Source organism: Kribbella sp. NPDC054772, assembly GCF_053611945.1.
Genome location: NZ_JBSHBJ010000010.1, coordinates 144,701 through 165,365 on the forward strand (window position 1 = coordinate 144,701; position 20,665 = coordinate 165,365).

Consider the following 20,665-nt stretch of genomic DNA (forward strand, 5'->3'; position numbering starts at 1 on the left):
GTGCCCGATCACGGTCCGGTCCCGCCGTCAACTGCGCTGACGAGCCACCGCGTCCCGTCGGGAACTATGGTCACCAGCAACGGCACCGCGAACCGCCCGGCGTTCTTTCCGGTCGTCTCGACATTGATCGTCACGAGTCGGGTGATTCTGCTCGGTGTGTCGACCGGGGCGCTGTCGGGCATGGGCTTCGCAACCGTCACGGAAAGAACCTTCGACGCGCCGCCGCTGGTCCGCAGAGCGTCGTACGTCGCATCGCCCGCGTTCGTGAAGCTGTCTGCCAGTTCGGGCGTCGTGAACTGCGCCGCCCGATCAACCAGTTGGGCATAGGTCTCCGTTACCGGAGTGCGCTTGTAGAACAGGTTTGCCCAGTTCCTTGTCACCTGGTCTGCCGCCGCAGTCACCTCGGCGCCTGGGCGCTGCGTTTGCGGCGGCGGGGTCGACAAGCTGGTAGACGTCCCGACCGTGGATTCCGGCACCGTCGTCTCATCCGATCCCGAGGTGGCGCTCGATGTGTTACCAGGTGTCAGCAATCCACTGGGGCCTTGCTCGTCCGAGCGTCCGAACAGACGCGGAAGCCCACCACCAACTCCGAGGACGATGACGGCGAGCAGTACGATGACAGCAATGACTCCGGCCGGGCTCGCGGGCTCGTTACGGCGCCGATCACGCAGCAAGGCACGCTGCGCGGCGATGTCTTCCCGGCGGCGCTGACGTCGGCCTCCGGTCGGCGGGGGTTCACCCGACGAGTCCGAAGATTCCCATGCCCTGTCAACGGTGGAGTTCTCGTTCTCCCGCTTGCCACGGAATGCCACGGTGGATCACCGCCCACCCACGCGGCGGCTCGTCGGGCCACTGCCACGCGCTGCCGAGTACTCACGAAAGTGCCGTGTCGACGACGTCGAGGCCTTCCGGACGACGCGGCTGGCCTTCGGCGGGCCTTCACGGAGGCTCGCCGACTGCACGATCACTCGCCTCGGCTCGTACCCGCTGTGCCTGAGCTGCGCAGCAGCGGCGGACGGCTTCATATGACGGCCGGAGCTCAGGTCGCTGGATCCACGAGTTGCGCCGCTGACCGACTTGCTGTGCTCGACCGAGCCGCCTTGATAGATCGTGTCCTTCGTACGGCGACGTGAACCCGCATCGTCCCGCTTGCCGGGCTTGACGTCTCCCGTCGATGCAGCAATGACACCACCTGCCTTGGGCGTGACGGATCCCGGACGGCCAAGGCCAGGGCGCATCGCATCCGGCCGCCGCTTGGAACCGCCGAACCGCGAGCGCCCGGCTTCGGTGGAGGGTTCGTCGCCCTGTGACGCGCGTTCGTCACCGGCACCGGCAGGCTGCCGAGTACCCGCCGGCGGCATGGTTCGGTACGTGCGGCTGCTCTCCGCGCGCTCCTCCCCGGGTGCACTACCCGACGTACGGCCGCCGGCACCCGCCTTCGCTCGCTCCGGGGTGGGGGCCGCACCGCGGCCGCGGAGAGCTGTAACGACACGTCGAACGGCTTGCACGGCGCCACGGCGCGCGAACGAACCCATCATCATGCTGCCGACACCCGGCCGCATCATCGTGGTCAACCCCTCGAGCAGTCTCCGGAGCCTGAAGGCGGCAACGAGCACGACAAGGGCCAAGCAGGTGACGGGCAACCACCCCAGGCTCTCGCTCAGGGTGAAGACAGCCGTCAACATCGACAGCGCGATGCCAAAGATCAACATCGCCGCAACCGACTGCAGAACCAGCCCCAGCAACGACTCCAGCCAGTTCATCCCCCATTGTCGTGATCGACCGGGAATGATGAACAAGCAGGCGAAGACCACACCGACAACCAGCAGCAGCAGACAGCCGACGAACGCCATCAAGGCTGTCGCTGCCAACGCAATGATCAAGAACGCGAACATACCGGCGGCTACCGACGCCACGACAAGAACGCCGACTCGACCGAACGGGTTCTCGCCTTTGGCCCACTTGACGGTCGGCGCGTCGCCACTGCCCTCGCCCTCGGCCACCTGGTTCTTGATGTAGTCGAGGCGCTTGTCGGAATCGATGCCGGTATCGAGCATGCCTTTGCCGTAGCGCTTGCACGCCTCGATCGACCCGAACTCCGCGACACACCATGGTGTCGCAGCGAAGCCTCTCCAGGCGGCATCTCCGGACTTGCGCAGCATCGTGTCTCTGGAAGAGCCGGGAAAGGCCGGCTCGGGCATCTCGATGGGTGTCTTCATCGGCTTGCCCAGGATCTGGTCCGAGGCTCCCATCACTGTCTGCGCACCAACTTGTCGGGCACCATCCACGCCCTTCAGCCAGGTGGCGGCACCAAAGGCCAAGCTGACCGCGAGCAGGCCAGCAGCGAAGACCCAGACCAATTGCCCGAAGGCCGTGCCGGTGGATCGACGGTGGACATAGGCCGCGACAGCTCCGAACGCAAGCGCCGATGGAAGCAACCACCCCGTGAGCTGGCTGCTGATCCCGCCGATGGCTCCGGCCGTCGCGTTCATCAGAGGCTGGATGTCAGTGAAGGAGAACAACCACCACCCGATCGAGATCCCCGCACGCGTCGCAGCCACGATGAACAGCATCAGGAGCTGTGCGAACGAGTTGAAAATCGGCCTGAGCGGATCTCTCAGGCTGCCTTCGTAGTCGAGGCTGTACGCCATCGGGTTGTACTGCTCGAAGAGCGTCCTGGTGTCACCGTGCGTCAGGTCAGGAGTCGGCAGCAGATCACCAAATCCTGCTGGAGCCGTCGGCTGCTTCGGATCGGCTGCGAGCGCGATCTGAGTGGTGACGATCAACGAGATCGCGAGAACGGTCAACGCCGTGCGAGCGCGGCGTTGCCACCTCATGCGACCTGCTCCTTGCCGCCGGGGCGGTTGGCGTTTTGGGGGTTGTCGGGGTCTTCGTAGGCCGGGTACATGGCCTCGTTGTAGGCCGCTTCGTCGGCTTCTTGGTCGTAGACCTCGTCGGGGCCGATCGGGGAGTCGTGGCGGAGGGGGTGGTGGTTCTCGTTGGGGGGCGTGGGGGGATGGCCGTTTTGCTGGGCCACCGGTGTGCCCGGTGCCTCCGCTGTTGCCTGCGATGCGTGCTGTGCGGCTGTCGACCTACCGTTGTCTCCGGTCGGTGCCGGCGGGGTCTGGGCGTAGCCAGGCTGGCCGTTCGGCGGTTGGCCGTGAGAGGTTGGCTGGCCGTTCGGCGGTTGGCCGTGAGAGGTCGGCTGGCCGTTCGGCGGTTGGCCGTGAGAGGTCGGCTGGCCGTTCGGCGGTTGGCCGTGAGAGGTCGGCTGGCCGTTTGACGGTTGGCCGTGAGGGATCGGCTGGCTGTTGTGGGGGGCTAACGCCTGGCCGTTGTTGGCAGCTGGCTGGGGACGGTCTTGTACAGCTGGCTGCGGGGCGTTTTGGGTCGGCGGCAGGGCGGCGCCCTGAGGGCGGGCGGACGCGGTAGGCGTTGTCGACCCGTGGGTGCCGTTGGTGGGCGTGGGCGAACCAGCTGAGGCAGCCCGAGCCGAGGCGGTCGGAGGCGCGGTGGGCTCGTTGGAGGTCGGTGCCGAGGGTGTGCGGGCTTGGGCGGTGGCGGCGGGCTCGAGGTCTTCTTCGTCGTCGGCGAAGGGGTCTTCGGGCTCGGGCGCCGTGGCCACTGGGTCGCTCGTGTCCTTGGAGTGTTCGGACTCCGGGGTGGTGCGGAGGAGGGCGGCGACCTGTTGGCTGGGGATGTCGATCTGGACGGTGGCTACTTCGTCCCAGCGGTCGCGCATGATGCAGTGGCCGTGGCGGATGGATTTGCCGTTGGCGGCGGTGTTGATGCCGCGGACAAGGGTCTGGTACGGCGGGGTTTGCGGGCGACCGAGGAGCTCCAGCAGGGAGTCGACCTGCTCGCGGGAGCGAAGGCTGAACGCGAACAGGGTGGTGATCTGCTCGACCAGACCCGGGAGCTTCAGGATCGACGCGGGGTCCTGGGTGTCGAGGACCAGCGATGCGCCCAGGGCACGGCCGACGCGGGCGATGTAGTCGAGGAAGGACGCGCCGTCAGGGGTCTTCGTCAGCAGGTGGACCTCGGGGACGATGACGACCTTCGAGCGGCCGCGGAACTCGCGGCGGCCGGTCGTGCGGACCATCCAGGCGAGGCAGCCGCGCAGGCAGGCCATGCCGACACGTTCGATCGGGGACCAGGACTCGGGGGCCGCCTCGGGTGAGGGCAGCGTGAGGCCTGGCATCTGGACGACCCAGAGGCCTGGGTTCGTGGTCAGCGAGGAGAGGCCGGACGGCGGTCCGGCGACGACCGAGCCGAGGCCGGTCTCGACCAGGTCGCGCAACGCGAAACCGACCGTACGGATGGTTTCCTGTTCGGAGTTGCACAGTCGCTGGATCACGCCCCACGAGGACGGATCCGGTGACTGGATCTCCGCACGGGTGGCGGCGACGACCGGCGCCTCAGCCGCGCCGCGCAGGTGCGGCGGCAGCAGAAGCATCAGCTGCGAAGGTGCCTGCAGCAACGCATCGTCGACAGGCAGCACGCGGAGCAGGTCCGCGGCGCCGGAGAACTGTGCCGTGATCTCGATGACAGCAGTGGGTACGCCGTATTCGGCGGCGACCGCGGACACACCGGCGGCGTCGCCCTTCAGGTCCAGCAACGGAACCCATGCACCGGCGAACGCGGAATCGAGACCGCCCATCATCGCGGCAGTCGTCTTCCCTCGACCCGACCGCCCCAGGAAGAGCGTCGTCGTCGCGTCACCAAGCGCAGAACCTGCGGCCGCGTCGAAACGCACCAGACCAGGCGTCGACCCCGTCAGATACCCAATCGCCGGACCGGTGGCGTCACCAATGGACGCACCGCCCCAGAACCAGGAGCCGAAGAACGCCGTCGACTCGCGCACATGCCCGAGGTCAGGCACGCGCAACTGGTCGCCCGGCAACGACTCCAGCCACAGGTCGCGCTGCTCGTCGGCGCCGGCGGCAACCGTGATGCCGCGATCCGCATAGTGCGCGATGACCGCGTCGACGTACGCCTCGAGGTCCTCGCGGGTGTCCGCGCTGACCAGCAGCCGTGGGTGATCCTCGACCAGGGTCAGACCGCTCCGGTTGATGTCGCGTTTGACCTCGCGCATGACGCGCTCGGTCTCGACGATCTCGTCGGCGGTCTCCTCCGCGGTGCCCTTCGCGGCCGATCGGCGTTGTTCCTTCGCGCTCTTCCGGGTCTCGTCGACCAGGTGGCGCGCGGTCTTCTTCGTCAGTACCCGGAAGCGGACCGACGCCTCCACGGTGACGTCGATCTCGTCGCCGTCGTCGTCGATCGCCTTGATCTCGGACAGCGTCCGCAGCCACTCCCCCGCGCCCGGCGTCTCGAGCTCTTCGGGGAAGTCCGTCATCGCCAGCACGGTCGTGTACGCCGCGATCTGGCCGCGGGTGTCGTAGATGCGCAGATGGTCGGTGTACGGGACCACGCGGCCCGATGTCAGCCGGGCCAGCGCGGCGCCGGTGATGAGACCACGGCGCGGCGCCGCGACGGCGCCACGGTGCATCTCACGGCTGATCAGCCACGAGATCACCTCGGCCGGCGCGGTGTGCGCCCGCCAGACCGTCGAGCCGAGCTGGCGAGCGAGCTTGCGCACCCGCTCGTCGAGGTGCGCGAGCTCTCGCGCACTGACCCGCCACGACGTCGTACCCAACGCGTCACTGATCGAGCCGCGGACCTGCGCGGTCGCCCGCGGGTCCCGGTCGCTGAGGTGTACGCCGAGGGCGACGTACCGCTCCGGCATCCGCATCTCGTCGATGCGGTCGGCCCGGGTCTGCGCCCACGCCTCGTGGTCGCCGAGCCGGTAGTGACCGGAGACGGAGTCGATGTAGTCCTGACCGGTCGAACGGCCCCAGACCACCTTGAGGTGGCTGAGCCGGTCACCGAGGATCGTCGCGGCCGCGCTGACCGCCGCGTCGAGGGCGGCGTCCTGTTCGGCCTCGGTGGCGAGGTCGGTGTTCGCCACCGAGATCAGGAACCACGCCTCGGCACTTCGCTCGGTGACCAGCAGACCGTCGGCGATGGCCACCAGACGAGGTGGAGGCAGGCCGCGCTCGCGACCGACCCCCACCAGGTTCAGGAGCTTGTCAGCGATCTTCATCCAGGCCTCTTCCCTGATGACGTCCTGCGACTGACCCGTTGTACGTGATCCGAACCCAGCAGGCGGGCCCGCTGGTTGACGGTGATGTCCGCACCCGCGCGGACCATCGGGTCGAGCTCCACCACGACCTCGCGCTCCCACTCCGGCGTGACCCGCGCCTTGGCCAGGTCCGCGACCTTCCGGGTCGAGACGCGCTCACGCCAGGGCAGGTACTCCGACTTGTCGGCCGCCCGGGCACCGAGACCGATGATCGGCCGGTGCGCCCGCAACGCGTAGCGCACGGCGAGCGCCCACTCGGTCACCCGGCGGCGGCGTTCGTGGAACTTGCCCGGTCGCCAGCCGAACGCGGTGATCACGAACGGCGGCACGACGTACAGACTGACGGTGGGTTTCTGCGGTACGCCGATGAACGGGAACAGCAGCGCGACCCAGAGCACGATGATCACCGCACCGAAGATGATCATCCGGCGCCGGGCGCCTTCTCCGAGGTCGATACCGAGCAGGTCGTACTGCCGGGTCTCGATCTCGAAGTGGTGGGTAAGGGTACGGCCGACGCGCATCAATTACCCCCGGACAGCAATCCCCAAAAGCCCTTGAGCACGTTGATGGTCTGGTTGTTGGCGTAGATCAGCCCGCCGACCAGCACCCCGGCCGCGATGTGGCCGAACAGTTCGCCCCACTCGCGCTTGAAGTAGTGGCCGATGGCCCGCAGTACGAGGATGGCGATGAAGATGTTCCCCGCGATGACAAGGACCCAGTCCTTGAAGTCCGCACCGGTGGGGACGTTCGGGTCGGCCATCGGCACGGCAAGCTGAACCACGCTCGCAGCCAGTTCGTGCGTCGTCATTGAGGTGTCTCCCTTGTTGCCTCGGTCATCCGATGGCCAGTCGCTGGATTCATCCGACGGCAGCCACTTGCCATCGCTGTGCTCCGTCCGTGGCGACAGTACGCCTCAGCGTGAGCGTGTAGGTCTGGTCCAACGTGGTGTCACCCACGCCGTCCCAGGTGACGGCGGCGGTCGCCCGCCGTTCGTCGTCGTTGCCGGTGTAGACCTGCCAGTCCTTCAGCGCCCCGAACTTCACCGCACCGTTCAGGCTGCGGATCGTCGAGCCGGGCGAGGTCACGGCCGACACCTTGTTGTCCGACTCGGCGTACGCGCTGAAGAACGCTTCCGCGTCCTTCAGCGTCGCCGCGGTCAGGTCGTCGTCGGGCGCCCCCGCGCCCGGCATGTTGTCCGGCAGCGGAGCCCGGACGTCCGGCACGAACGTCGGCGGTCCGCTGACCACCACGCGCGCCGCCGTCCGGACCACTGGGACCGATACGCGGTCCCAGGAGACCGGACCGGCCGCCCAGCCCCTGCCTTGTTTGGTGAAGGAGTGCACGCGCACTCGTACGTCGACGGTGCCTGTGAGGCCGTTGGAGTCGGTCTTGACCTCCCCCGGGTAGGCCACGTCGGCAGTCTGCTTGCCGCGACCGTTCCAGCCCGCGCGGCTGTCCAGGCCGGCCGCGAGGTCGAGGCCGATCTGGGCCGGGCGGGCGTCGGGTGCGTTCTCGTCCCAGGTCAGGTACGAGACGGCGTACCGCGTCGCGACCGCGCGGGCCTCGTCGGCCGGGAAGCTGCTCTGCCCACTGACCACCGGTTGCTGCGTCCGGTTCGGGCTGACCCAGGAGCGGATACCGCTGATCGCGGCCAGCAGCAGTACGACGACCACGAGCCCGCGAAAGAACCGCCGGGCCCAGGTGGAGAACGACGACTCCGGCTCGGTCGACCAAGGCGCCTGTCCGGGCCCCATCACCTCGCGGGCCTGGCCCGGCGCGGCGTGGGCGCCCTGTGCGCCATGCGGAGAACGCTGCTTCAAACGCTCGGGTGAGCGGTGTTCAGGGTCCTGCGGCGCGCCGTCCTGGCCGCGAGCGGCGGGACGACGGGGCGGAGCCATCACACCGCCGGGTGGCGGCGGGGTCTTGCCCTGCGGAGCGGAGTACTGCGCGGCCACGCCCTGCGCCTGGCGAGGACCGGGTGACACCGGACCACCGGGGTGGTCCCACCACTCCGGCGCGGTGCTCTGCGGGCGTCCCTTGCCCGGTTTCTTCGTCCGGCGCTGGTCCGACCAGTGCTCACCTTGTGGCGGCAGGTTCAGTAACGTTCGCCACCAACTCATCCCTACCCGCCCCTCAGACAGCAGTTACGCGGACAGTAGCCGCGAGGATACGGCACGCAACCATCCTCCGGGAGGCCTGAGCCCGGCATCCGGATGCTCCATCGCTCCCCGCAGCCATACTGTTACCCGACTCGCGGGCGGTGTCACCCTGAACGGCAAGCCGCGACACCTTCGGTACCGTCGTCATAGCTCCTCTCTCATGCCTACTCGGGGTCCGAGCAAGCAGCGCACACCATGCCACACGCCGCGGACAGGTTCGAAAATCCGTGCGAAGAACAGGGTGAAAGAACGCATCACCTGATCACGCATAGTAACCGATCGAGCGGGCCCGCCTGTGGAAAACTCTCCCGTGGCGAGGGGTCAAAATCGGCTTCGGACAACCGCTTGCCAGCAGGACTTCCGGGCATAAGGTCGGAGTGACCCCTGCTACCCCCTGGAGGACCAGGATGGAAACTCGCCGACTGGGCCGTCTCGGCCACGAGAGCTCGGTACTCATCTACGGCGCCGCATCGCTCGGCGGTGTCGACCAGGACCGCGCCGACGCCTCGATCCAGGAGGCCCTCGATGCCGGCATCAACCATTTCGACGTCGCCGCCGACTACGGCGACGCCGAGCTGCGGCTCGGGCCCCGGATGCCGGAGATCAGGGACCGCATCTTCCTCGCCACCAAGACCGGTCGCCGGACCTTCGAGGAGGCCTGGAGCGAGATCAACCGGTCCCTGGAGCGGCTGCAGACCGACCACGTCGATCTGATTCAGATGCACGCGGTCTGCGATCTGGAGAACCTGGATCTCGTCACCGGCAAGGGCGGTTCGCTGGAGGCGGCGGTCCGGGCCAAGGACGAGGGCATGGTCCGGGCGATCGGCATCACCGGCCACACCGCGCAGGCGCCGTCGGTGCACACCGAGGGCCTGCGCCGGTTCGACTTCGACAGCGTGCTGACGCCGCTCAACTACAAGCTGTCCACGGACCCGCAGTACGCCGCCGACTACGCGGCCCTGGTCGAGGCCGTGAAGGCCTCGGACGCGGCCCTGATGACGATCAAGATGATCGCCCGGCGGAACTGGGCCGACGGCGAGCAGAAGACGTACGACACCTGGTACCGACCGTTCGACGAGCAGCGTTACATCACGGCCGCCACCGCCTGGCTGCTGAACGGGCATCCGGAGATCACCGGCCTGGCTACCGCAGGTGAGACCCGGCTACTGCAGCAGATGATCGTCGCGGAACGCGAGCGGGCCGATCTCTCTCCGGAAGCGGCCGCATCGATCCTGCAAGAGGTCCAGGACTACGCGTCACCCTTCGTGGACATTCCGATCTAGGAGAGTGGCCCAGGTCACATTCGAGACTCCGGATTCCGGTCAGGTCGTACGGCGTACGACTTTCTGTCGGCATGCCCGGATGAGACACGTGCGGGGTCCGGGAACAACCGAGACCCCGCTCGGTGTTGACTGCGGTGTACTCATCTACTTTCGGAGGTCGTAGTGGCAACGGTCGAGCTGACCCAGGACAACTTCAACGAGGTGGTCGGTGGCGACGGTCTCGTACTCGTGGATTTCTGGGCCGAGTGGTGTGGCCCGTGCAAGATGTTCGGACCGGTTTTCGAGAAGTCGTCCGAGACGCACGAGGACATCACCTTCGGCAAGGTCGACACCGAGGCTCAGGCCGAGCTGGCGCAGGCCTTCCAGATCGCGTCCATTCCGACCCTGATGGCGGTTCGCGACGGCGTCGTCCTGTACTCGCAGGCCGGTGCGCTGCCGGCGGCGAGCCTGGAGGACCTGATCGGGCAGCTGCGCGCGGTGGACATGGAAGAGGTCAAGGCCCAGATCGCCGCCCACGAGGCGGAGCACGGCACCGAGCCGCACACGCACTGATCTACAAGCAGGTCAAACGCTTCAACGGATCCGGGAGTTCGCATCGAGCTCCCGGATCTGTTGTGCCAGGGCGATCCGGTCCGGGCCCATCTGGAGCTTCGGGTTGTGGTCGAGCGCGGCCAGCAGCTGATTGCGCTCGCCGGGCGTGAGCCGTCCCCAGCCGCTCTGCACCAGCTTCAACGCGTGGTACTGCTCGTTGGCGGTCAGCGGTCCGCGGATCGCCTCGAGCAGTACGTCGCTGTCGATCAGCGAACGGTCGCCCTCCATCAGACCGAGGGCGAGCACCCGGACCACCGGTGAGCCGGTGACGAACAAGTCCCGTACTTCGTCCTTGTCGAACTTCTCCACCGCGGCCGCGTTCGCGACCCGCTGGAGAATCCGGTCCATGATCAGGCCGCGCAACGGGGTGAGCTGCTCCTCACGAAGCTCGGAGTAGATCGTCGCGTACGCCGAGAGCTCGGGCCCCATCCCGAGCCGCTCCAGCGTTTCGGCCGTCTTCTTCGCGGTCTCCGCCATCTGGCGCAGCAGATCCACTTCGAACGAGCCGAGTTTCATCGTCCGGATCCGGTCGACGATCGACGGCATCACCAGGAGCAGCAGGCCGGCAGCGAGCACCGTCACCAACTGCCCTTCGCTGACGCCGGTGAACAGCCCGACGATGCCGGCGACAAGCAAGGCGCCACCCAGCAGCAGGCACAGAATCCGCGCCACCACGTCCACCACCGGCCGAGCCTTCGCCGCCCACGCGGGCGCACCCGTGCCGCCCACACGCCGCGGCGCAGGTGGTGGCGGTGGTCCGTTCACGTTCGACATCACGCCCCGCCTCCGTCCGTCGCAACCCGGTGTCCTGATCGTGCCCGCCTTGATCAGCAATCAGCAAGCGGTCAGCCGATGCACCCGGCACACCGGCCGTCAGCTCGTGGATCTAGGAGTCTCTGGAGCTGAGGACGCAGAATTCGTTGCCTTCGGGGTCGGTGAGGACGGTGAAGGTCGCGTCGGTGGGCTGGCCGATGTCGGCGCGGCGGGCGCCGAGGGCTTCCAGGCGGGCGATCTCGGCGTCGCGGTCCTGGCTGGTGTGTGGTGCGAAGTCGAGGTGCAGGCGGTTCTTGACCGACTTGCCCTCCGGGACCGGGACGAAGACCATGCCGGGGCCGATGCGCTCCCAGGGGGTGTCCTCGACGGTCTCGAGCTCGACCCAGGCGGGGACGTTCACGCACTCGTCGTCGCTCTCGTGGATCGTCTTCCAGCCGAAGGCCTCGGCCCACCAGGCCGCCTGCTTTCGGACGTCGTGACAGTCGATCACGACCGTGTACCAGCGCAGCACCATGACAGATCCTCCCCAGAACGTCGGAGAGCAGATGGTTGCACGCGACACCGACAAAACAGAGAGCGGGCCCTGGGCAGGGGATGTCAGCCAGGGCCCGCTCTCGGTGCTGACCGGAGCGGCAACGTGGTGGCCTGAGGAGGCGCGGGCAGATGAGGCGCTGCCCGAGGAGGGTCACCGAAAGGGCTGCTCGAGATGACGGTCAGCGGGATGGAGGGGCCACGTCGTTGGAGCCCCTCCAAGCCGTCGTCAGCGAAGTGGGTTGAACGGACGCAGCTCCGCGGGCGCACGGCCGGTGGTGATGGTCTCCGCGAGCAACTGGCCGGTGACCGGGCCGAGCGTGATCCCCCACATCCCGTGCCCACCGGCGGCGTACACCCGCGGCGACGCGGTCGCGCCGATCAGCGGCAGCCCGTCCGGGGTGCACGGCCGCGGGCCGACCCACTCGAACGTCCGGGCGTCCAGGTCGGCGTCCCGCAGCAGCGGCCGGGCGGCGTCGACGATCGCGTCGATCCGCCGCGGGTCGAGCTTCGCGTCGGGCTTGCGGAACTCCATCATCCCGGCGACCCGGAGCCGGTCCCCCAGCGGCGTGCAGGCGATCCGCTGCGCCGGGAAGTACACCGGGCCGGCCGGCACGTGCGCCATCGGCACGCTGAAGCTGTACCCACGCCCGGCCTGTACGACGGTCTTCACGCCGAACTGCCGCGCCAGGTCGCCGAGCCACGCGCCGGTTGCCATCACCACCGCGTCGAACGGGTCGGTCTCGCCGTCCCCGGTGATCAGCCGGACGCCGCGGATTTCGTCGACGATGTCCTTGACCACCACGCCACTGATGATCTGCCCGCCGCGGGCGATCACGGAGTCGGCGAGCAGCCGGACGTACTCACCGGGGTTGATGAAGCGCTGCCCGTGCAGCCGGATCGCCGCGCCGATCTCGTCGGACAGCGACGGCTCGATCTCACGGGCGTCGTCGCCGCTGATCGCCTCGAACTCGATGCCCTGACCGGCGGCGTGGATCTGCTCGATCTCCTCGAGCAGCACCTTGCGCTCCTCGACGGTGCGGTACGCGGCCAGGAACGACTTGGCCTCGTAGGTCTGCGCCTCGACGCCGGCCTTGGCCAGGAAGTCGAACGCGCTCAGGGACTGCCGGTTGATCGGAACCAGCGCCTCCATGGCGGTCTTCCAGCGTCCGGCGGTGCTGTTGCGAGCGAAGCGGGTGAGGAACTTGAGGAGCCGCGGGCTCGCGGTCGGTGGAACGTACACCGGTGAGGCAGGGCTCAGCACCGCGCGGACGCCGTACTTGAGGACCGCTGGTTCGGGCAGCGGGGTGGCCAGGCCGGGGGTCAGCCAACCCGCGTTGCCCCAGGACGCGCCTGCGGCGACACCTTCGCGATCGAGCACCGTCACCTCGACGCTGGCCTCCTGGAGGAACCAGGCGGTGGCCAGGCCGACCATGCCCGCGCCGACGACGGCGACGCGGTCGGGGACGATGTGGCTTGCACCAGGTACGGAACCAGCTGTGGTCATGTATCGATGGTGCGGCCGCCCCGCGCCGCTGTCATGGTGCGATCACACCATTGACGGGACAAATGACTGTGCTCAGCGCACAATAACCTCATGATCTCCGTGTCTGACCTGACCGCTGCCGTCGGCCCAGCGCTGTTCGAGGTGGTGGCGGCGGGCAAGGGCGACAGTGAGGTCCGGGACGTCTTCCTGGCCGATCCGCAGGAGCCTGCGACCGGTCAGCCCGGCGATCTGGTGCTCGGACTCGGTCTGCGCGACGCAGAGGACGCTGTCGAGCTGGTCGAGCGCTGCGCGGCCGGCAACGCCTCAGGAGTCGTTCTCCGTACGACGCTGGCGCACGAGCCGACCGTGGCGGCCGCAGCGGAGCGGGAGGTGCTCGCACTCGTCGCACTGCAGCCCAGCGTCACCTGGGCGCACGTCGTCTGGCTGCTGCGCGGCGTACTCGACCGAGCCGCCGCACCGGACTCGCCCGCCGCTGGAGACGCCGGTGTGCACCAGGAGCTGTTCGCACTGGCCGATGCCGCTGCTGCCATCGTCGACGCGCCAGTGACGATCGAGGACAACCAGTCCAGGGTTCTGGCGTACTCCTCCGGTCAGGACTTCACCGACCCGACCCGTGTGTCGACGATTGTCGGACGCCGCGTCCCGGCCGAGGTGATCGCGCACTTCAGGGCCCGTGGCATCTTTCGGCGCCTGGCCCGGTCCAGTGAGCCGTTCCTGGTACCTACCGGACCGAACGGCATCCGCCCGCGTCTCGTCGTACCAGTGCGGGCCGGCGGTGAGTGGCTGGGGTCTATCTGGGCTGTTGTCGACGGTCCGGTGAGTGATGCGGTCACTGCGGAGCTCAGCAACGCCGCGTCGGTCCTAGCGTTGCACCTGTTGCGGCTGCGGGCTCAGGCCGACGTAGCGCGGCGGAGTGCGATCGACCGGCTGCGGACGATCCTGCGGCAGTTCTCTCCGGACAACCCGGTCGACGTACGGCTTCCACGTCAGCCCTGGCGCGTGGTGGCGCTCGGCTCACCCGAGGGGTACGACGTACCTCAGCAGCTCGACCTGTGGGAGTCGACCGGTCGTCGGCACGGCTGGAGCGAACCGCAGCTCGCGGACCTCGACGGAACGGTGCTGGCCGTGGTCACCGACACGGACGGACCAGGGTCGTGGATCTGGCTGCAGAAACTCGTCATCGAGCAAGCACCCGGCACGTACGCCGCGGCCGGTGGTCCGGCCCGCGGACCAGCCGATCTCCCGATGTCCCGAGCCGAGGCCGTCGAACTCCTCGGTCTGGTACGTCGGGGACTCGCGCCCGGCCCCGCACTTCGGGTGGAGGACGCCTGGCACCTGCTGACGGTGCATCGGGCCGTCACCTCGCTTGATACCACCAAGATGGATGGTCCGCTCGCAACGCTGCTGCGGCACGACATCGAGCACGACACGGGATTCGTGGAGACGTTGCAGGCCTGGCTCGACTATCCGGGGCAACCGCAGCGGGCGGCGCGCGCACTGCACCTGCACACGAACACGTTGCGGCACCGGATGAAGCGAATCGGCGAGATCGCGCACCTCGACCTGTCCGATCCGCGGCAGCGTCTGGCCCTGCAACTACAGATCGCGGCGGTCCGCACCGAGCACTGAAACCGGCACTGAGATCTTCGCCACAGCCCCATGTAACAAGGCTTCACATTCCGGCAACTGTTGAGCAACATCCGGCTGACAGAGTCTTCCTTGTCAGCCGGTCCGGCCTTTCACCAGGAGGCCGGAACGGCGGACCAAGGTCCGAGCTTTTCACCAGGAAGCTCGGCCCACCGTGGGCCCGGCGATTGTCTGAGCGATCGCCGGGCCAACGGCATTTCCGGGCCGATGTTGCCTACGACAACCGGTTGACGATGGCCGAGTACACGCCCGGCAGCCGTGTCGCCGCAGGCACGATCCGCGGCGCGAGCACGGAGCGGTTGCGGGCCCAGAGCAATGTCGCGGTCAGCAGGCGGCACTCCCAGGAGACCCGGCGCCAGGCGGCCTCGTAGTCCTGCGGGCGGTCGGCGCGGACGCAGTCGACGAGTTCGGCCGACGTACGAAGTGCTACCGCGATGCCTTCGCCGGTCAGCGCGTCGACGTACCCGGCGGCGTCGCCGACGAGCAGGACGCGGCCGGCGGTACGGGCGCGGACGCGTTGACGCAGCGGTCCGGCGCCCATTACGGCACTGGCCGTTTCAGCGTCGCGGAGGCGGCGTTTCAGTAGCGGGAAGGCGTCGAGGTGCGAGTCGAAGGTGCCGCGAGCCGAGGTGAGGACGGCGACGCCGACCAGATCGTCGGCGACCGGGGTGACGTAGGCCTCGCCGAGAGGAGACCAGTAGACCTCTACGAGATCGGTCCACGGTGCGACGTGGAAATGCTGTCGCAGACCGCGGCGGACTTCGCTGGGGTTCTCGGAGCAGAGACCGAGTTGGCGACGGATCGGTGAATGAAGGCCGTCGGCTGCCGCCAGATACCGCGCAGTGATGCCGGCAGCGGTGACCGAGGTCGTGTTCTGAGTGATCGGCCCGACCCGATCACGGATGACAGGGATGTCGAGAGCAGCCAAGCGCGAGACCAGACCTGCCTGCAGAGTGGTGCGGCGTACTCCAAGCCCAGGGCCCGCGGCGAAACGGGCGTCAACGGAGTGCGTCCCGTCGAGGTACCGGATGCCGTGGAACGGACGGCCGGTGAGTTCCACGCCCAGGCGGGAGAGGTACGACGCCGCGCTGTGGGCGATGCCCTCACCACACGCCTTGTCGATCGGAGCGGAGCGCGGCTCGACCACCACGACCGACAGACCGGCCATGGCAGCCCGGATGGCAGTGGCGGAACCGGCCGGTCCCGCTCCGGCGACCAGCAGGTCGATCACGTCACCAGCGCCGACTTCAGTGCCGTCTCTTCGCACCGGATCCGGACGGCCAGCAGCGGAATGTTCAGGACGGTGAAGACCAGCGCGGTGATCCACGCGGTGTGCACGAGCGGCAGCGCGATCCCCTCCGCGACGACCGCCACGTAGTTCGGATGCCGCAGGAACCGATACGGGCCCCGAGCAACCAGCTTGAGCCCGGGTACGACGATCACGCGGGTGTTCCACTGATGCCCGAGCACCGTGATGCACCACCACCGCAGCCCCTGCGCGAGCAGCACGACCGCGAACATCGTCCACCCCAACCACGGGATGAACGGCCGATGCATCGCCTCGATCAGGCACGCCGCGAGCAGCCCGGTGTGCAGCGCGACCATGAACGGGTAGTGCCCCCGCCCCGACTCCACGCCGCCGTGCGCGAAGCTCCACTTCGCGTTGCGCAACGACACCACGAGCTCCGCCACGCGCTCTGCAGCGACGAGCAGCACCAGTCCCACATACCAGCCGTACATCACCACTCCATCAGCACAAGCTCGGAACAGAACCCAGGCCCCATCGCCAGCAACACACCAGGTCCCTGGGGAGCAGGATCCAACTCGAGAGTGTCACCGAGCACGTGCAGCACCGAGGACGACGACAGGTTGCCGACCGCATCGAGCGACTGCCACGTCAGGTCCAGCGCGCCGGGCCGCAGCGCCAGCGTCTCCGCGACCGCCTCGAGCACCTTCGGCCCACCCGGATGACTCACCCAGGTCCCGATGTCCGGCACTGTCAACGCGTGCTCCCCCAGGAACCCGCGGACATCGCCGCCCAGATAGGTCCGCACCACGTCGGGTACGTCGGCCCCGAGCACGATCCGGAACCCGCCGGACCCGACGTCCCACCCCATCACCCGCTCCGAGTCCGGATACAACCGGCTGCGCGTCGCCACCACCGAAGGACCCGACGCCAGCGGATGCTCGGACCCGGTCAGCACCACTGCCGCCGCGCCGTCCCCGAACAGCGCCCCACCCACCAGATTCGGCAACGAAGCGTCGTCCCGCTGCAGTGTCAGCGAACACAACTCGACCGACAGCAGTACGGCGACCTGCGTCGGCCACGCCGTCAGATAGTCGTGCAGCCGAGCGATCCCCGCCGCTCCACCGACACACCCGAGTCCGAACAGCGGCAGCCGTTTCACGTCCTCGCGCAGTCCGAGCCGCAACGCCACCCGCGCGTCGATCGACGGCGCCGCCACTCCGGTCACCGTCGTGAACATCAGTACGTCGACATCGGCCAGCGTCAGCCCGGCGTCGCGCACCGCTCCCGCGACCGCCTCGGCGCCGAGGTCCACGGCCGTCTCGATCCACGCGTCGTTCGCCGCACCGAAGTCCTTGAGGACGGCGTACTCCTCCAGCGGCAGGGCCAGATGCCGGTACGACACCCCCGCGTTGGCGTGCAGCCGGCGCAACAACGCCGTACCCGCTCCGTCCGGAAGACACATCGAGGCGAACGCCTCGGTCAGCTCCGACTGCGGATAGCGGTACGGCGGGAGCGCGGGCCGGACCGCTGCGACCCGCGTCATCGTGGCATCGTTACGTGGGTGGGGATCCTCAAGACGCTTCGCGGACTGGCACTCGCCTGCCACCCCGGTCCCACCGTTGCCGTCACCGCACTGGTCACGGCCGTCGCATGGTCGGCCGGGCGCAGTCCGGCCGGGTGTCTCCTCGTCGCAGCAACGATCCTCACCGGCCACCTCTCGATCGGCTGGAGCAATGACGCGATAGATGCCGCCCGCGACACCATTGTGAACCGCCAGGACAAGCCCGTGGTCCGTGGACTGGTGAGTCGGCGGACACTCGCGATCGCTGCCGGCGTCATGCTGGTGGTCACCATCCCCGTCTCCTTGGCCAACGGAATCGCGGCCGGACTGGTTCATCTGCTGTTCGTCGGCTGTGCCTGGGCGTACAACTTGGGTCTCAAATCCACCGCGATCTCCTGGCTCCCGTACGCCGTCGCGTTCGGCGCACTGCCCTCGTTCGTAACGCTCGGCACCGCGGACGTCTGGGCACCGTGGTGGGCCACCGCGGCGGGTGCTCTCCTGGGTATCGGTGCCCATTTGGCGAATGTCGTACCCGATCTGGACGACGATCTCGCGACCGGCGTCCGCGGCTGGCCGCAGCGACTGGGCCGCTACGCCCGCCTGCTCGCCCCGCTCCCGCTCGCCCTCGCGACCGGGCTGCTGGTGATCGCCCCGGCCGGCCCGATCGGTGTGATCGGCTGGATCGCGCTGGCACTGGTCGCCGCGCTGCTCGCCACGATCCTGCTCTGGCGGGACGCCCCGTTCCTGATCACGATCGCGATCGCCGCGGTCGGCGTGATCTCGCTGGTCCTGCGCGGAGACGCCCTCGTCTGACCTTCAGCGACTCTTCAGGTGCGGATCGTCGCTTCGTGTTTACGGTGGAACACATGCTCTTCCGACGAACGTTCGCTGTCGTGCTAGCTCTCGTGGTCGCGCTGGCCGGATGTTCCCGGGCCGATCAACAGCCGACCTCGGTCAACACCAGCGCCGGTGAGCCCGACCACCCCAACATGGTGTTCGTACTCACCGACGACCTGTCGATGAACCTGTTGCCGTATATTCCCCAGGTACAGAAGCTGGCCAAGGACGGCGCGTCGTTCGCGAACTACTCCGTCACGGACTCGCTGTGCTGCCCGTCGCGGTCGTCGATCTTCACCGGCAAGTTCCCGCACGACACCGGGGTGTTCACCAACGGCGGCAAGGACGGCGGGTTCAAGACCTTCCACAAGCGCGAGAACGAGGACTCGACGTTCGCGACCGCGTTGCAGAAGGCCGGCTACCACACCGCGATGATGGGCAAGTACCTGAACGGCTACCAGCCGGACGGCAAGGTCGACGGACAGGACAACTACGTGCCCCCGGGCTGGGACGACTGGGCGGTCGCAGGTGCCGGGTACAACGAGTACAACTACACGCTGAACGTGAACCACAAGCTCGAGAAGCATGGCAAGGAGCCGAGCGACTACCTGACCGACGTACTCGCCGGAAAGGCGCGGGACGTGATCAGTACGTCGGCCGACGCGAAGCAGCCGTTCTTCCTCGAGGTGTCGACCTTCTCGCCGCACGGTCCGTACACGCCCGCGCCGCAGGACAAGGACAAGTTCCCCGGGCTGAAGGCTCCGCGCGACGGTTCGTACGGCAAGCTGCCCGCGAACGCGCCGCCGTGGCTCGCGAAGCACCCGCCGCTGACCCCGAAGCAGCAGACCGCGCTGGACCAGGCGTTCCGCAAGCGGGCGCAGGCCGTGCAGTCGGTGGACCGGATGATCGGCTCGCTGCGGGACACGCTGGAGAAGAAGGGTGTCGCCGACAACACCGTCGTCGTATTCAGCTCCGACAACGGGTACCACCTCGGCGAGCACAGCCTGACCGCGGGCAAGCAGACCGCGTTCGAGACCGACATCCACGTGCCGCTGGTGATGGCCGGTCCGGGGCTCAAGGCCGGCAGCACGGTGCAACAGCCCGCGCAGAACATCGACCTCGCGCCGACCTTCGAGACCCTCGGCGGACTCACCCCCGCACCGGACGTCGACGGCCACACGCTGACCCCGCTGCTCGGCGGTACGGCGCCCAAGGACTGGCGTACGACGAGCCTCGTCGAGCACCACGGCCCGGACACCGACCCGAAGGACCCTGATCACCCGGAAAAGGGCAGCGGCAACCCCACGTCGTACGAGGCCCTGCGCACCGCGACCGCGACGTACGTCGAGTACTCGGACGGGACCATCGAGTACTACGACCGCTCGAAGGACCCGCTCCAGCTGAACAACACGGCGTCCTCGCTCTCCACCAGCCAGCGCGCCGCACTGCACGCCAAGGTCAAGGCGCTCAAGGCGTGCAAGGGCGGAGCGGCCTGCTGGAAGGCCGGCGCCTAGGCCGCGTCGGGCTTCAGCGGGGCGTTGCTGCCGAGGATCGCGGCCGTCAGCGCCTCGGCCGGCTCCTTGGCGGCGCGCGGGTTGGTGATCAGCACCAGGTCGATCGGCGGCAGCTCCGGCAGCCCGGCGCTCGGCGGCGGCTCGACCAGGTCCGCGGGCATCAGCGACCGAGCGAAGATCGCGATCCCGAGCCCGGCCCGAACCGCAGCCAGTACGCCGTTGACGCCGCGCACGATGCACGTGATCCGGCAGGTGCGACCGGCCTGCTCGAGCGACTGCACACCGAGCGAGCGGCTCAGCGACGGCGCCTGGTACGTGACCAGCGGGACTGGCCCGTCGGCCGCGATCCGGGTGCCCGAGATGCCGGCCCAGACGAGCGAGTCACGGCGTACCAGCCGGCCGTTCGGCTCGTAGCCGCCGCCGGCGCCGTGCTTGACGTAGGCGAGGTCGAGGTGACCGGACTCGACCCGGCGGAGCAGGTTGGGGCTCTGGGCGACGGTCAGCTCGAGGTCGATCCGCGGGTACAGCTGCCGGAAGTCCCGCAAGATCTTCGGCAGCGGCGTCAGCGCCAGGTCGTCGGTGACGCCGAACCGCAGCCGGCCGCGGAGCTCCGAGCCGGTGAAGTAGCCGGCGGCCTCCTCGTGCGCGGCCAGGATGGTGCGGGCGAAACCGGCCATCGCCTCGCCGTCCGCGGTCAGCGTGACAGTGCGGGTGTCACGGACGAACAAGGGTCGCCCAACCGCCGTCTCGAGTTTGCGGACATGTTGACTCACCGTCGGTTGCCGGATGCCCAGCCGCTCTGCTGCCTGGGTGAAGCTGAGCGACTGCGCGACCGCGAGGAACGTCCGGAGCTGGTCCGGGTCGTACATC

The 20,665-nt window shown here is 68.4% G+C and carries 18 protein-coding genes; 5 read left to right on the forward strand and 13 right to left on the reverse strand.

Translation table 11 applies throughout. The annotated features are described in order from the left end of the window. Positions 1-8: 8 nt before the first annotated feature. Genes ACWGID_RS18685 through ACWGID_RS18710 form a run of 6 tightly spaced genes read right to left on the reverse strand, consistent with a single transcriptional unit; the run spans position 9 to position 8,262 of the window. Positions 9-812 (reverse strand): hypothetical protein, encoded by an 804-nt coding sequence (locus tag ACWGID_RS18685; RefSeq protein ID WP_452198074.1) that lies wholly within the window; start codon positions 810-812, stop codon positions 9-11. 6 nt (positions 813-818) lie between these two features. Beyond that, a complete protein-coding gene (locus ACWGID_RS18690) occupies positions 819-2,837 on the reverse strand; it encodes a type IV secretion system protein (protein WP_452198075.1) in 2,019 nt (672 codons plus the stop codon). After that, positions 2,834-6,103, reverse strand: a complete 3,270-nt coding sequence (locus ACWGID_RS18695; RefSeq protein ID WP_452198077.1) for an ATP-binding protein — start codon at positions 6,101-6,103, stop codon at positions 2,834-2,836. The genes ACWGID_RS18690 and ACWGID_RS18695 overlap by 4 nt, the downstream gene beginning before the upstream one ends. Beyond that, positions 6,100-6,663: a hypothetical protein gene (locus ACWGID_RS18700; protein WP_452198079.1), complete on the reverse strand. Its 564-nt coding sequence runs from the start codon at positions 6,661-6,663 to the stop codon at positions 6,100-6,102. Before ACWGID_RS18700 ends, ACWGID_RS18695 begins: the two co-directional genes overlap by 4 nt. After that, on the reverse strand, positions 6,663-6,950 hold the full coding sequence (locus tag ACWGID_RS18705) for a hypothetical protein (protein WP_134118528.1): 288 nt from the start codon (positions 6,948-6,950) through the stop codon (positions 6,663-6,665). The genes ACWGID_RS18700 and ACWGID_RS18705 overlap by 1 nt, the downstream gene beginning before the upstream one ends. 49 nt (positions 6,951-6,999) lie before the next feature. Next, complete coding sequence (locus tag ACWGID_RS18710; RefSeq protein ID WP_452198081.1) at positions 7,000-8,262, reverse strand: hypothetical protein; 1,263 nt, start codon at positions 8,260-8,262, stop codon at positions 7,000-7,002. A gap of 446 nt (positions 8,263-8,708) precedes the next feature. Between ACWGID_RS18710 and ACWGID_RS18715 the strand changes: the two genes are divergently transcribed. Then, a complete protein-coding gene (locus ACWGID_RS18715; RefSeq protein WP_452198083.1) occupies positions 8,709-9,584 on the forward strand; it encodes an aldo/keto reductase in 876 nt (291 codons plus the stop codon). A gap of 162 nt (positions 9,585-9,746) precedes the next feature. Then, positions 9,747-10,136 carry a thioredoxin gene (gene trxA / locus ACWGID_RS18720; protein WP_452198085.1) on the forward strand — a complete coding sequence of 130 codons (390 nt, stop codon included), beginning with the start codon at positions 9,747-9,749 and terminating at the stop codon, positions 10,134-10,136. A gap of 21 nt (positions 10,137-10,157) precedes the next feature. Here trxA and ACWGID_RS18725 read toward each other — a convergent pair whose 3' ends face one another. The 3 genes from ACWGID_RS18725 to ACWGID_RS18735 all read right to left on the reverse strand — a co-directional run bounded on the left by ACWGID_RS18725 (position 10,158) and on the right by ACWGID_RS18735 (position 12,987). Continuing rightward, a complete protein-coding gene (locus ACWGID_RS18725; protein WP_452198087.1) occupies positions 10,158-10,952 on the reverse strand; it encodes a hypothetical protein in 795 nt (264 codons plus the stop codon). 109 nt (positions 10,953-11,061) lie between these two features. Beyond that, entirely contained in the window at positions 11,062-11,463 is a 402-nt protein-coding gene (locus ACWGID_RS18730) for a VOC family protein (protein ID WP_452198089.1), read from the reverse strand. A 246-nt stretch (positions 11,464-11,709) separates the two neighbouring features. Next, complete coding sequence (locus ACWGID_RS18735; protein ID WP_452198091.1) at positions 11,710-12,987, reverse strand: NAD(P)/FAD-dependent oxidoreductase; 1,278 nt, start codon at positions 12,985-12,987, stop codon at positions 11,710-11,712. A gap of 90 nt (positions 12,988-13,077) precedes the next feature. On the opposite strand from ACWGID_RS18735, the gene ACWGID_RS18740 reads away from it, so the two are divergent. Then, positions 13,078-14,616 carry a helix-turn-helix domain-containing protein gene (locus ACWGID_RS18740; RefSeq protein ID WP_452198093.1) on the forward strand — a complete coding sequence of 513 codons (1,539 nt, stop codon included), beginning with the start codon at positions 13,078-13,080 and terminating at the stop codon, positions 14,614-14,616. A gap of 232 nt (positions 14,617-14,848) precedes the next feature. Here the strand turns inward: ACWGID_RS18740 and ACWGID_RS18745 are convergent, their stop codons facing one another. From ACWGID_RS18745 to ACWGID_RS18755, 3 genes are read right to left on the reverse strand one after another with little or no spacing between them, the layout of a single operon-like run. After that, positions 14,849-15,865, reverse strand: a complete 1,017-nt coding sequence (locus tag ACWGID_RS18745) for an NAD(P)/FAD-dependent oxidoreductase (protein WP_452198095.1) — start codon at positions 15,863-15,865, stop codon at positions 14,849-14,851. Then, positions 15,862-16,374, reverse strand: a complete 513-nt coding sequence (locus ACWGID_RS18750; RefSeq protein WP_452198097.1) for an isoprenylcysteine carboxyl methyltransferase family protein — start codon at positions 16,372-16,374, stop codon at positions 15,862-15,864. The genes ACWGID_RS18745 and ACWGID_RS18750 overlap by 4 nt, the downstream gene beginning before the upstream one ends. Further along, positions 16,374-17,426 carry a type III polyketide synthase gene (locus tag ACWGID_RS18755; RefSeq protein WP_452198099.1) on the reverse strand — a complete coding sequence of 351 codons (1,053 nt, stop codon included), beginning with the start codon at positions 17,424-17,426 and terminating at the stop codon, positions 16,374-16,376. Before ACWGID_RS18755 ends, ACWGID_RS18750 begins: the two co-directional genes overlap by 1 nt. Before the next feature lie 18 nt (positions 17,427-17,444). Between ACWGID_RS18755 and ACWGID_RS18760 the strand changes: the two genes are divergently transcribed. Both ACWGID_RS18760 and ACWGID_RS18765 read left to right on the forward strand, forming a co-directional pair. Continuing rightward, on the forward strand, positions 17,445-18,257 hold the full coding sequence (locus ACWGID_RS18760) for a UbiA family prenyltransferase (protein ID WP_452198101.1): 813 nt from the start codon (positions 17,445-17,447) through the stop codon (positions 18,255-18,257). A gap of 53 nt (positions 18,258-18,310) precedes the next feature. Beyond that, on the forward strand, positions 18,311-19,795 hold the full coding sequence (locus tag ACWGID_RS18765; protein ID WP_452198103.1) for a sulfatase family protein: 1,485 nt from the start codon (positions 18,311-18,313) through the stop codon (positions 19,793-19,795). Here the strand turns inward: ACWGID_RS18765 and ACWGID_RS18770 are convergent. Then, complete coding sequence (locus tag ACWGID_RS18770; protein ID WP_452198105.1) at positions 19,792-20,664, reverse strand: LysR family transcriptional regulator; 873 nt, start codon at positions 20,662-20,664, stop codon at positions 19,792-19,794. The genes ACWGID_RS18765 and ACWGID_RS18770 overlap by 4 nt on opposite strands. Between the last annotated feature and the right edge of the window lies 1 nt (position 20,665).

What these genes read in the sequence shown, in the direction of transcription:
- ACWGID_RS18770 (WP_452198105.1), bottom strand. Translation starts at nt 20,664, where the DNA reads ATGTACGACCCGGACCAGCTCCGGACGTTCCTCGCGGTCGCGCAGTCG.
- ACWGID_RS18750 (WP_452198097.1), bottom strand. Translation starts at nt 16,374, where the DNA reads ATGTACGGCTGGTATGTGGGACTGGTGCTGCTCGTCGCTGCAGAGCGC.
- ACWGID_RS18710 (WP_452198081.1), bottom strand. Translation starts at nt 8,262, where the DNA reads ATGAGTTGGTGGCGAACGTTACTGAACCTGCCGCCACAAGGTGAGCAC.
- ACWGID_RS18705 (WP_134118528.1), bottom strand. Translation starts at nt 6,950, where the DNA reads ATGACGACGCACGAACTGGCTGCGAGCGTGGTTCAGCTTGCCGTGCCG.
- ACWGID_RS18695 (WP_452198077.1), bottom strand. Translation starts at nt 6,103, where the DNA reads ATGAAGATCGCTGACAAGCTCCTGAACCTGGTGGGGGTCGGTCGCGAG.
- ACWGID_RS18735 (WP_452198091.1), bottom strand. Translation starts at nt 12,987, where the DNA reads ATGACCACAGCTGGTTCCGTACCTGGTGCAAGCCACATCGTCCCCGAC.
- ACWGID_RS18700 (WP_452198079.1), bottom strand. Translation starts at nt 6,663, where the DNA reads ATGCGCGTCGGCCGTACCCTTACCCACCACTTCGAGATCGAGACCCGG.
- ACWGID_RS18765 (WP_452198103.1), top strand. Translation starts at nt 18,311, where the DNA reads ATGCTCTTCCGACGAACGTTCGCTGTCGTGCTAGCTCTCGTGGTCGCG.
- ACWGID_RS18715 (WP_452198083.1), top strand. Translation starts at nt 8,709, where the DNA reads ATGGAAACTCGCCGACTGGGCCGTCTCGGCCACGAGAGCTCGGTACTC.
- ACWGID_RS18740 (WP_452198093.1), top strand. Translation starts at nt 13,078, where the DNA reads ATGATCTCCGTGTCTGACCTGACCGCTGCCGTCGGCCCAGCGCTGTTC.
- ACWGID_RS18690 (WP_452198075.1), bottom strand. Translation starts at nt 2,837, where the DNA reads ATGAGGTGGCAACGCCGCGCTCGCACGGCGTTGACCGTTCTCGCGATC.
- ACWGID_RS18730 (WP_452198089.1), bottom strand. Translation starts at nt 11,463, where the DNA reads ATGGTGCTGCGCTGGTACACGGTCGTGATCGACTGTCACGACGTCCGA.
- ACWGID_RS18755 (WP_452198099.1), bottom strand. Translation starts at nt 17,426, where the DNA reads ATGACGCGGGTCGCAGCGGTCCGGCCCGCGCTCCCGCCGTACCGCTAT.